Origin of the sequence: Pallidibacillus pasinlerensis, from assembly GCF_009996845.1 — a bacterium.
GTDB lineage: Bacteria > Bacillota > Bacilli > Bacillales > Caldibacillaceae > Pallidibacillus > Pallidibacillus pasinlerensis.
This window is the reverse complement of sequence record NZ_JAACYS010000086.1, coordinates 1-12,271: the sequence shown is the minus strand read 5'-3', so window position 1 is coordinate 12,271 and position 12,271 is coordinate 1. Positions and strand designations below refer to the sequence as shown.

10 protein-coding genes are annotated in these 12,271 nt (G+C 36.0%); all 10 read left to right on the top strand.

Annotation, left to right across the window (positions count from 1 at the left end):
- Window positions 1-209: 209 nt before the first annotated feature.
- The 10 genes from hflK to dnaI all read left to right on the top strand — a co-directional run bounded on the left by hflK (window position 210) and on the right by dnaI (window position 12,118).
- On the top strand, window positions 210-1,175 hold the full coding sequence (gene hflK, locus GW534_RS14355) for an FtsH protease activity modulator HflK (RefSeq protein ID WP_161921680.1): 966 nt from the start codon (window positions 210-212) through the stop codon (window positions 1,173-1,175).
- Entirely contained in the window at window positions 1,168-2,109 is a 942-nt protein-coding gene (hflC, locus tag GW534_RS14350; protein ID WP_161921679.1) for a protease modulator HflC, read from the top strand. Before hflK ends, hflC begins: the two co-directional genes overlap by 8 nt.
- A gap of 180 nt (window positions 2,110-2,289) precedes the next feature.
- The gene (gene polA / locus GW534_RS14345) at window positions 2,290-4,923 is read left to right on the top strand and encodes a DNA polymerase I (protein ID WP_161921678.1); all 2,634 of its coding nucleotides are present in this window, start codon (window positions 2,290-2,292) and stop codon (window positions 4,921-4,923) included.
- Window positions 4,924-5,035: 112 nt separating this feature from the next.
- Window positions 5,036-5,863 carry a DNA-formamidopyrimidine glycosylase gene (mutM, locus tag GW534_RS14340; protein WP_161921681.1) on the top strand — a complete coding sequence of 276 codons (828 nt, stop codon included), beginning with the start codon at window positions 5,036-5,038 and terminating at the stop codon, window positions 5,861-5,863.
- Window positions 5,864-6,021: 158 nt separating this feature from the next.
- On the top strand, window positions 6,022-6,678 hold the full coding sequence (gene ytaF, locus GW534_RS14335) for a sporulation membrane protein YtaF (protein ID WP_161921677.1): 657 nt from the start codon (window positions 6,022-6,024) through the stop codon (window positions 6,676-6,678).
- Window positions 6,679-7,076: 398 nt separating this feature from the next.
- The gene (gene coaE / locus GW534_RS14330) at window positions 7,077-7,706 is read left to right on the top strand and encodes a dephospho-CoA kinase (RefSeq protein ID WP_202630951.1); all 630 of its coding nucleotides are present in this window, start codon (window positions 7,077-7,079) and stop codon (window positions 7,704-7,706) included.
- A 237-nt stretch (window positions 7,707-7,943) separates the two neighbouring features.
- Complete coding sequence (locus tag GW534_RS14325) at window positions 7,944-8,969, top strand: glyceraldehyde-3-phosphate dehydrogenase (RefSeq protein ID WP_161921675.1); 1,026 nt, start codon at window positions 7,944-7,946, stop codon at window positions 8,967-8,969.
- A 335-nt stretch (window positions 8,970-9,304) separates the two neighbouring features.
- Window positions 9,305-9,775, top strand: a complete 471-nt coding sequence (nrdR, locus tag GW534_RS14320; RefSeq protein ID WP_161921674.1) for a transcriptional regulator NrdR — start codon at window positions 9,305-9,307, stop codon at window positions 9,773-9,775.
- A gap of 21 nt (window positions 9,776-9,796) precedes the next feature.
- On the top strand, window positions 9,797-11,173 hold the full coding sequence (locus tag GW534_RS14315; RefSeq protein WP_161921673.1) for a replication initiation and membrane attachment family protein: 1,377 nt from the start codon (window positions 9,797-9,799) through the stop codon (window positions 11,171-11,173).
- 12 nt (window positions 11,174-11,185) lie between these two features.
- Complete coding sequence (dnaI, locus tag GW534_RS14310) at window positions 11,186-12,118, top strand: primosomal protein DnaI (protein ID WP_161921672.1); 933 nt, start codon at window positions 11,186-11,188, stop codon at window positions 12,116-12,118.
- Window positions 12,119-12,271: the final 153 nt, after the last annotated feature.

Genomic DNA, 12,271 nt, shown 5'->3' with positions numbered 1-12,271 from the left:
ATATTAATAGCTCCTTATTTTTCAACATCAATCCTTCCAATTGATTTCCGTTAAATTTAATTGTATGATTAAATCTCAATCTATTATTTATAATGATACTTTTTTGTATTAATTGAAAAAGTTTAATAAAATTATAGAAATAAATGAAACTATTTTTCTGTTGTTTCGTATATAATATCAGCGAATGAAAGATAAGGAAGGGTGATACAATGGCGAGTTTAAGACAAATTTATGTAACAACTGGAATCGTTATCGGAATCATAATATTAGGTTTGATAGCGCTAACATCTTGGTATACGGTAGATGAATCAGATCAAGCTGTTATTTTAACTTTTGGAAAAGCTGAAGAAACAATCACTGAACCAGGTTTAAAATTCAAATTACCTTGGCCAATTCAATCCGTAGAAAAAGTATCAAAGGAAACATATAGTTTACAATTCGGATTCGGAGAAAATTCCAATGAAGAAGATGCGAAGATGATTACAGGTGATGAAAATATCGTTTACGCTGACTTAGTTGTACAATATAAAATTGCGGATCCGATAAAATATTTATTCAATGCGGAAAATCCGAGAGAAATTTTATATGATGCAACAAGTGCATCCCTTCGTAGTATTATCGGAAGTTCCCAAATCGATGATGCGTTAACTGATGGAAAAGCGGAAATTGAAGCGGAAGTTTGGGATTTATTAACGAGATTAGTAGACAGCTATGACATCGGTGTTTCTATTCAAGCTGTTAAATTACAAGATGTAGAGCTTCCGAATGATGAAGTACAAAAAGCATTTACTAAAGTTACGGATGCAAGAGAAACAATGCAAACGAAATTAAACGAAGCCGAAAAATATAAAAACCAAATGATTAACGAAGCAGAAGGGGAAGTTGAAGCGATTATCTCCAGAGCTGCAGGGGAAAAGGCTGCTCGTATCGAAGAAGCTCGTGGTAATGTGGCTGTATTTAATAGTTTATTAACGGAGTATCAAAAGAGCCCAGAAGTTACACGGGATCGTTTAGTAATTGAAACCCTTGAACGAGTGCTTCCGAATGCACAAATTTATATTATGAATGATGATAGTGGTACATTAACATACTTACCGCTTAATCCAGTACAACAGGCACAACCTCCTGTAAATACTTCCGAAGAGGAAAATAAGGAAGGTGAAAACAATGAGTAATGGTAACGATAATGTAATTGATATGGAGAAATTACGTAAAGATTTTCCGTTTCGGAAATATATTAAAATGGGAGTCTTTTTCATCCTAATCATTGCCTTGATAGGTGTTATTTTAGCGAATACATTTATCGTTAAAGAAGGAGAATATAAAATTGTCCGTCAATTTGGTGAAATTACACGGGTGATTGATGAACCAGGTTTAAACTTTAAAATTCCATTTATTCAATCCGTTACAACATTGCCGAAGTATCAAATGACGTTAAATGTTGAGGAATCTGAAATTACGACACGAGATAAAAAACGGATTATTATTGATAACTATGCTGTTTGGAAAATCGTAAATCCAGTAGATTTAATTATGAACGCAAGAACGGTTGAAAGTGCAGAAGCACGTATGGCTGAATTTATTTATTCTGAAGTTCGAGAAATGTTTGGTCAGCTAGAGTATGGTGAAATCATTAATGATGGTGAAGCATCATCTCGTGCAAGTTTAAATGACCGCGTAACTGATGCCGTAAATGAAGCGTTAAAAGAAAGTAAATACGGTATTCAAGTCATTGACGTTCGTATCAAACGGACAGATTTACCTGAAGAAAACGAACAATCCGTTTACACGCGAATGATTAGTGAACGGGAATCTACAGCCCAAGATTACCTATCTCAAGGGGACGCTCGGAAAAATGCAATCATGGCCGAAACAGATAAACAAGTGACGGAAATGATTTCGAAAGCGGAAGCTGATGCCCAAGAAATCCGAGCTGAAGGAGAAGGAGAAGCAGCACGTATTTATAACGATGCATTCTCTAAAGATCCAGAGTTCTATAATCTATATCGTACTTTAGAGTCATATAAGAAAACAATTGATGATCAAACAGTCATCATTTTACCTTCTGACTCACCGTACGCACGTTTATTACAGGGATACATTCAGTAACAATTACAACTTTACATGTTTAATTGAATTAGCCGTCATTTTCCTTTTCCTTATTTTCCATGTTAGAATAGGAAGAGGAAAGACGGCTTTTTGGTACAGGGGGACAGGTCCCTTGTTGCATTTTCAGAGTGAAACACTGGACCTGTCCCTCCGTTCCAATGAGAATGGAGGTAGAATTATTTGGCTAAAAAAATCGTTTTAATTGATGGAAATAGCGTGGCCTATCGCGCCTTTTTCGCGTTACCACTATTAAATAATGATAAAGGTATACATACGAATGCAATTTATGGGTTTGCCATGATGCTTGATAAAATTTTAACAGACGAAAAACCTTCCCACGTGTTAGTTGCTTTTGATGCGGGGAAAACAACGTTTAGACATGAAACCTTTGAGGAATATAAGGGCGGTAGACAAAAAACGCCACCAGAATTATCGGAACAATTCCCATATATTCGTAAATTATTAGATGCGCACGGTATTCGTCATTATGAACTGGAAAACTATGAAGCGGACGATATTATCGGCACTTTGTCTAAACAGGCGGAAGAACAAGGTTTTGAAGTGAAAATTGTTTCAGGTGACCGAGATTTAACTCAGCTTGCAACGGACAAGACGACGGTATTAGTTACGAGAAAAGGTGTAACCGATATGGAAGAGTATACACCGGAACATATTCAAGAAAAATACGGTCTTTCCCCAATGCAAATTATTGATATGAAAGGGTTAATGGGGGATGCAAGTGACAATATTCCCGGCGTTCCCGGTGTTGGCGAAAAAACGGCAATTAAGTTATTAAAGGAATTTGAATCCGTTGAAAAGGTATTAGACTCCATTGACCAAGTTCGTGGTAAAAAATTAAAGGAAAATTTAACGACGTATAAAGAGCAAGCGATTATGAGTAAAAAGCTCGCCACCATTTTCCGCGAGGCACCGATTGAAGTAGGTGTGGACGAGACTAGTTTTACTGGACCGGATCATGAACAAGTTGTCAATTTATATAAAGAACTTGGTTTCCAGTCACTACTTGAGAAACTGAATGATTCATTTACGGTTGATGAAGAGGAAACTTTAACGGACATTCAATATGAAATGGTCGAAAATGTTACTGCAGATCTATTAAAACAAGATAGTGCTTTTTACGTTGAAATTATCGAAGACAACTATCATTACGCACCGATTTTAGGGTTTGCCATTAGTAATGAAGCTGGAAACTTTTACATTCCAGTTGATATGGCAAAAGAGTCGGCTGAGTTTCAATCATGGTTAGAAGATGAGACGAAACGGAAACATGTTTTTGATGGAAAAAGAACGATTGTTGCGTTGAAGAAGCTCGGCATCGAAATTCAAGGAATTGAGTTCGATCTTCTTTTAGCATCTTATTTATTAAATCCATCTTCAAACATTGCTGATTTTAGTGATGTTGCAAAAGCGCATAACTATAACCAGGTCCAATCCGATGATGCGGTTTACGGTAAAGGTGCGAAACGCCAAGTGCTTACAGATGAAGAACGGGCGGAACATGTTGTTCGTAAAGCGAAGGCCATTTACGATTTAAAAGATACATTAATTGATGAACTTAAAAAAAATGATCAATATAAATTGTTTATCGATTTAGAAATGCCGCTTTCGATAATTTTAGCGAAAATGGAAAGTGTCGGTATCCGTGTTGATAAAGAACGTTTAGAAATAATGGGCAATGAGTTTAAAGAGCAATTGCAAGAGATTGAAGAGCAAATTTATGCATTAGCCGGTGAAAAATTTAATATTAACTCACCGAAACAGTTAGGCGTTATTTTATTTGAAAAGCTTGGCTTACCAGTGATTAAGAAAACGAAAACGGGTTATTCCACGTCAGCGGATGTACTTGAAAAATTAGAATCGAAACATGAAATCGTGGCGTTAATTTTACATTATCGTCAATTAGGAAAGCTACAGTCGACTTATATCGAAGGATTATTGAAAATGATAAATCCTGAAGATAGTAAAGTGCATACCCGTTTCCAACAGGCATTGACGCAAACAGGAAGATTAAGTTCAACGGATCCGAACTTACAAAATATCCCGATTCGCTTAGAGGAAGGTCGAAAAATTAGGCAAGCCTTTGTTCCGTCTGAAGAAGATTGGGTCATCTTTGCTGCGGACTATTCGCAAATCGAACTTCGTGTGTTAGCCCATATTTCTGGTGATGAGCGCTTAATTGATGCCTTTAAACATGACATGGATATTCATACGAAAACAGCAATGGATGTTTTCCATGTCGAAAAAGATGAAGTAACAAGTAATATGCGAAGACAAGCGAAGGCCGTTAACTTTGGTATTGTTTATGGAATTAGTGATTACGGCCTATCACAAAGCTTAAAGATTACACGGAAAGAAGCGGGCGAGTTTATCGAACGTTATTTCCAAAGCTATCCTCAAGTAAAACAATATATGGATGATATTGTGCAAGAGGCAAAATTAAAAGGATATGTCACGACATTATTAAATCGTAGACGTTATATTCCAGAGATTACGAGCCGTAACTTTAACTTGCGTAGTTTTGCTGAACGGACAGCGATGAACACGCCAATCCAAGGTAGTGCCGCTGATATTATTAAAAAGGCAATGATTGATATGGCTGAGCGTTTGGAAAAAGAAGGACTTCAGGCAAGACTGTTACTTCAAGTGCATGACGAACTTATTTTTGAAGCACCGAAAGATGAAATAGAAAAATTAATTGAGATTGTACCAGAAGTGATGGAAAATGCCGTTGAGTTGGATGTTCCGTTAAAAGTGGATTATTCATACGGTCCAACATGGTTTGATGCGAAGTAACTTTTAATAATTGTAACAATTACGCTATTTTCAAGGGAGTGACGATGCCTTTGGAAATAGCGTTTCACTTATGTTTACACAACAAGATTTTAAAAGGGAGAAGGGTAGTACGATGCCAGAATTACCAGAAGTAGAAACGATTAGACGAACGTTAGAAGCACTTGTTATTGGTAAGCAAATTGAAGATGTCGAAGTGTATTGGCCGAAAATTATTAAAAGACCAGATGATATAGAAGAGTTTAAAGTTTTGTTAAAAGGGCAAACGATTCGTTCGATGGACCGGAGAGGGAAATTTATTCTCTTTTATTTAGATGATATCACTTTAGTTTCTCATTTACGGATGGAAGGAAAATTTGGTGTCTTTCCGAAGGATGAACCGATTGCGAAGCATACCCATGTCATTTTTTCATTTACGGATGGTACGCAATTACGTTATAACGATGTTCGTAAATTTGGGACGATGCATGTTTTTCCAAAAGGTGAAGAAAAGAATTATCCTCCATTGAATCAACTCGGTCCCGAACCTTTTTCAGAGGAGTTTACCGTTTCATATTTTGAAAAAGCGATTGGAAAAACAACGCGGAATATTAAAGCAGTTTTACTTGATCAAACGATTGTAACAGGGCTAGGGAATATTTATGTGGATGAGGCATTATTCCGAGCAAAAATTCATCCTGAACGGGTGGCTAGCACGTTGAATAAGGCTGAAGTTCAAGTGCTTCATGAAGCGATTATTGAAACATTGAGTCATGCCGTTGAAAAAGGTGGTAGCACGATTCGTTCCTACGTAAATTCACAAGGTCAGATTGGTATGTTCCAACTTGAGTTAAATGCGTATGCTCAAGAAGGAAAACCTTGTAAAAGTTGTGGAACGATAATTGAAAAAATTAAAGTATCTGGTCGAGGGACCCATTTTTGTCCGGATTGTCAAAAATTATAATGCGTGATTTTTTCGGATGAAACAAATAGTGGAGTAGGGCAAAAATGATGAATTGGACTATCCTAAAAAATGAGAAAATCGCCTAAATAAAATGAACCGTAAACAGACTCCTTTCATACGATAGTGTAGTAATCGACATCGTGGAAGGAGTCTTTTTCATGCTTGAAATGTATTCGTTGTTGTTGCTTGCCTTTGCTGTAAGTATGGATAGTTTTAATGTTGGTTTTACGTACGGCATGAGGAGAGTTTCTATATCGGTTCAGGCGATTTTAATTATTGCTTTATGCTCATCGATATCGTTATATTTTGCAGAAATGATTGGAAGTTTATTTGGTGGCTTTTTAACACCTGAAGTAAGCCAAACGATCGGTGGCAGCATTTTAATTCTTTTAGGTGTTTGGGCGTTGTATCAATTTTTTCGAACCTTGCAAGAAAATGGAAAGAGTGATAGAAAAAGTCTACAAGCGTATAATGAAAAAGTGTTATTGAAATTTGAGATTAAATCCGTCGGTATCGTTATTCATATTTTGAAAAAGCCAATGACGGCGGATTTAGATAAATCAGGCACAATCAATGGTTTTGAAGCGGTTCTTCTTGGTGCTGCCTTATCGCTCGATTCTTTCGGTGTGGGAATTAGTGCGTCTATGCTCGCTTTTTCACCACTTATATTAGCTGTAGCTGTTGGAGTGATGAGTGGTATTTTTTTGTCAGCCGGTTTGTTGTTCGGAAAGTCGATGGGTGAAAACAAATGGGCGAAACATATTTCAATTTTACCGGGGTTAATTCTTATTTTTATTGGAATTTGGAGATTATAAGTATAGGATAGTTGAATGAATTCACTTAAAAGGTGGTTTCTTATTAAATATATCAAATTGTTATTTATATGAGCGATATTAATAGTTTTGTGAGCGAATTGGTCAATTTATGAGCGATTTGCATGAAGTTACGAGCGACTTTTTTAATTTATGAGCGAATCGGCATTATACGAGCGATTTGTTTCACGCTATGAGCGAATTTTACAATGATTTGAGCGATTTTTAGTTTAATGGGCAATAAAATGGCGCTTATGAGCGAAGTTCCCAATATTATGAGCGAAATTCTTGCGTTATTGAGCGATTCGAATTGCAAAAAGTCTTCTTATCTATTAAAATAAATCCCCCTATCAACTAATCATAAATGTTATATTAGCTTGCTCCTATTGTGAAATGTTAAAATGAACAAAAAGATATTTGGGGGTATTTTTGTGTCACAAGTTATTAGTATTACAGGGAGTATTGCTACTGGAAAAAGTACGGTATCAAATATGATTAAAGAGCTCGGGTTTACTGTGATAGATGCAGATATTGCTGCGCGGGTTGTTGTTGAACCAGGACAAGAAGCTTATAAGAAAATCGTGGAAACTTTTGGTGAAGAGATTTTACAGCCAACTGGTGAGATTGATCGGAAAAAGTTAGGAAACATCGTTTTTAACAATGAGGAAAAGAGACTTCAATTAAATTCTATCGTCCACCCTGCTGTTCGGAAGTGGATGAATGATCAAAAAGAGGCAGCTTTTCAACGGGGAGAGCAGGTTGTATTTTTAGACATTCCCCTCCTTTATGAAAGTAAATTAACCCATATGACGGATAAAGTTATAGTTGTGTATGTTGATGAAAAAACACAATTAGAGCGCCTCATGAAACGGAATGAGTTATCTGAAGAAGAAGCAAAGGCAAGAATTAATTCACAAATGTCAATTGAAGAGAAGATAAAGCTTGCGGATGCTGTTATTGATAATCGAGGCTCTTTAGAAGAAACGAAACAACAGTTAATTTCCATATTAACTGAATGGAAAATTAAATAATCGCTAACTCAATCTTTCTGTATCATTTACAGGAAGATTTTTTTTGTAAATATGAGCGTTTTCCCCTTATCAAATTATTTTAATACATTTTTTGGATTGGAATAACAGAATACCCTGTTTAAAGTAATTTTTTTCTAAAAAACAGTAAATATATATGCTATTCAGTCATAAAATATGTTATACTAATCAACGAAAAAGCATTAAATGTGTTTTATTATTTTACAAGGGGGCTCTTTAATGACTAATAGAGTAGCGATTAACGGTTTTGGGAGAATCGGGCGAATGGTATTTCGCAAAGCCATCCAATCCGACGACTTAAATATTGTAGCAATCAACGCAAGCTATCCAGCTGACACTCTTGCTCATTTAGTCAAGTATGATTCAATTCACGGAAGATTTGATGGGGATATACAAGTAGGGGAAGACAGTTTAATTGTTAACGGAAAAAAAGTTTTACTTGTAAATAATAGAAATCCTGAAGAATTACCTTGGAAAGATTTAAATATTGATATTGTTATAGAAGCAACAGGTAAGTTCAATGCTCGTGATAAAGCTGCACTTCATTTAAATGCAGGGGCTAAGAAAGTTGTGTTAACAGCACCTGGAAAAAATGAGGATGTAACAATCGTTGTTGGTGTGAACGAAGGAGAACTTGATATTGAAAAACATGATGTCATTTCTAACGCTTCATGTACAACAAACTGTTTAGCACCAGTCGTACGCGTTCTTGACGAAAAGTTCGGTGTTGATCATGGCTTTATGACAACAGTTCACGCGTACACTAACGACCAGAAAAATATTGATAACCCACATAAAGATTTACGTCGTGCACGTGCATGTGGACAATCTATTATTCCAACAACAACTGGAGCGGCAAAAGCAATTGGTAAAGTGTTACCACATTTAAATGGTAAACTACATGGGATTGCTTTACGTGTGCCAACACCAGATGTGTCTCTAGTTGACTTAGTCGTTGATTTAAAACGTGAAGTAACAGCTGAAGAAGTGAATGATGCATTTGTACAAGCAAGCCAAGATGAGTTAGCTGGAATTTTAGATATTACTTATGAACCATTAGTTTCCATTGATTTTACAACAAATGAAAACTCTGCAATTATTGATGGTTTATCTACAATGGTTATGGAAGGAAATAAAGTGAAAGTACTCGTTTGGTACGATAATGAGTGGGGTTATTCCTGCCGTGTCGTTGATCTTGTTAAAATTGTTTCCGAACAACTTGCAAAAGAACCAAGCCGTGTATGAAAAGATAACAAAAAATTCCAAAATCCGTCATGAATCATGGCGGATTTTTTTCTGAAAAAGCTCCACAAAAGCGCAAATCCTCACTCATGTTAATTTATTGTAAATCTCTCGTTTAAAACCTCTAAATATTGATAAATTCCACAACTCATTGAACAACCCTTTCCTTAATCCCTTGAAATATAGTAAAATTAAGGTATAGTATGTCCTATTAAGAAGGCAATTGTAAATTTTTGTAAAAGCAGCACTATTATGTTTTAAAAATGTTAAAAATAAATTGTTCACCGTAATAGGTTAGAAATATACGTACATAGAAAAGATTTTACAGAGGTGAAAATATGAAGTGTCCAACGTGTAAATACCATAACACTAGAGTTATTGACTCTAGACCTGTTGAAGATGGACGAGCAATTCGTAGACGAAGAGAATGTGAATCATGTGGTTACCGTTTTACAACGTTTGAAAGAGTGGAAGAGTCACCGTTAATCGTAATTAAAAAAGATGGTAACCGTGAAGAATTTAGTCGTGATAAAATTTTAAGAGGATTAGTAAAAGCTTGTGAAAAACGACCTGTGCCTTTAAAGCAGTTAGAAGATTTAACGGCAGAAATTGAACGGGAAATACGGAATATAGGTGTGTCTGAAATAAAAAGTGAGTCTATTGGCGAGATGGTCATGGACAAGCTTGCTAAAATTGATGAAGTATCTTACGTACGATTTGCATCAGTCTATCGTCAATTTAAAGATATTAATGTCTTTATTGAGGAACTGAAAGATATATTGAAAAAAGGTCAATCAAAGTCTGATTAATATATTTTAGAGGATGTTTTTATGGAACCACATTGGAAAGAAATCATACCGGGAGATCAATACATCGTTGCAATTGATGGTCAGCAAAATTTGGGGGATGCGAAAGTTTTAACTTTATTGTACCAACCGTTAATAGGTCCGGTTTGTATTAGTTTATATTTTACGCTAATTAATCAAGTGGAAAATGGTCGCTTGCAAACCGAACCGGTTTCCCATTATTATTTAATGAACTTACTTGATTTAAACTTGCCACAAATTTACGAAGCGAGACAAAAGCTTGAAGCAATTGGTTTAATGGAAACTTACGTTAAAGAAGATGAAGATTTACGTTCGTTTATTTATACAATGAAGCCCCCTCTTTCGCCACAGCAATTTTTTACCGATGGATTATTAAATATTTATTTATATCAGAAGGTCGGTCGAGAATATTACAACCGTTTGAAATTAACCTTTGCTGATCAAGCGATTGATAAAACTGGCTTTGATAAAGTGACGAAAGGTTTTCAAGAAGTCTTTTCATCTTCTCATTTTCCATATCATGACCAGTTGGAAGAAGATGATATGCAGGTTCAATATCCGTCGAAAGAAGAACCATCACCGGTTACAGTCCAACCTTTACATTTTGATTTCGAATTGTTTTTTGCTGGACTAAATGATTCGGTCATACCAAAACAAGCGATTACGCCGGAAGTGAAAGATGTTATTGCGAAATTAGCATTTTTATATGATATTGATGTTATTCAAATGAAAAATATTTTATATAGCGCAATTAATGAACAAAATCAAATTGATATTGAAGCATTGCGTAAGGCAGCAAGGGATTGGTATACGATCGAACATTATAGTTCCTTACCTAAACTCGTTGATCGGACCCAATCCCCAATTTATCAATCTGAAATTGATGTTCCGAAAACACAGGAAGAAAAGATGATTCAATATTTTGATACGGTCAGTCCAAGACAAGTGTTAGCAGATCTTTCTGAAGGGGCACAGCCACTTGAAAGTGATATACGGCTAATTGAGGAAATCATGGTGAAACTAAACTTAACCCCTGGTGTTGTAAACGTCCTAATTCATTATTGTATGTTGCGTACAGATATGAAATTGACGAAGTCCTTTGTGGAACGAATTGCTTCCCATTGGTCACGGAAAAAGGTCAAAACTGTTAAAGAAGCAATGGAACTTGCGAAAAGTGAACATCGGAAGTACGCAGAATGGCAACAGCAGAAAGATAAAAAGCCAACTCAAAGGAAAGCGACAAGAACAACGAGACAAGAGCCGATTCCAGACTGGCTTAAAAATGATGCGCAAACGAAACAAGTCGAAGTCGATTCTAATATTGATTTTGAAGCGGAGAAGAAAAAACTGGAAGAGCGGTTGAAAAAATATAAAAAGTAGGAGGTGAACCGGGTGAAAAATATTGGAGACTCGTTAAAGAAAATGACTGGACGTGGTGATTTTCGACAACGTTTAGAACAAATGCGTCAAGAAGTTTTAAATGATCCCGGGATTAAAGCATTTTTAAGAAAACATGAAGGTGAAATTACAAGGTCTATGATTGATCGTAGTCTTGGGAAGTTATATGAATATACAACCCAATGTAAAGACTGTGAACATTGTGGATCTGTTAATGAATGTAAAAATATTTTACAAGGGTATGAACCTGAGCTTGTTTTAAAAAATAATGCGATTGATGTCCATTATGTCCCTTGTCGACTCCGCATCATGGAAGAGGAACGGAAAAAAGCGGAACGATTGATTCAATGTTTATACTTACCGAAGGATACGTTAGATGCTTCATTAAGTAATGTCATTTTAGATACGCCGGCACGAATTCAAGCGGTTGACAAAGTTGAACAATTTATCGCTAATTACGATGGGACGAATTTTCAAAAAGGAATTTATTTCCACGGTCCTTTCGGTACAGGGAAAACATTCTTGCTCGGTGCTCTAGCCCATGAATTGGCTGAAAAAGGGATTCCATCGATTATTGTTTATGTTCCAGAATTGATTCGGGAAATGAAAATGGCGATTGGAAATAATACGTTGGATGAAAAAATTCATATGTTAAAAACGATACCGGTTTTAATGTTTGATGATATTGGAGCGGAGTCTGTATCAAGTTGGGCTCGAGATGAAGTCATTGGTCCGATTTTACAACATCGGATGATGGAAAGACTCCCGACATTCTTTACGTCAAACTTTAACTTGGATCAATTACAACAACATTTGACGTATTCGCAACGAGGAGAAGAAGAAGTTGTAAAAGCAGCACGGATCATTGAGCGGATTCGTTATTTAGCAGAACCAATGCCAATTGATGGCACGAATAAGAGGTTGTAAAGATTGTTGTTACATAGTGATTAGGTTGATGATGTCCTTCGCAAGTTTGTGAAGGACATTATTTTTGTGTGCGTGTTGGGATGCCTTTATGAGGGGGATGAAGGACAGATTGAACGTGAAAGTTGGAGGAAGTGTCTTTAATGGGAGCGATGA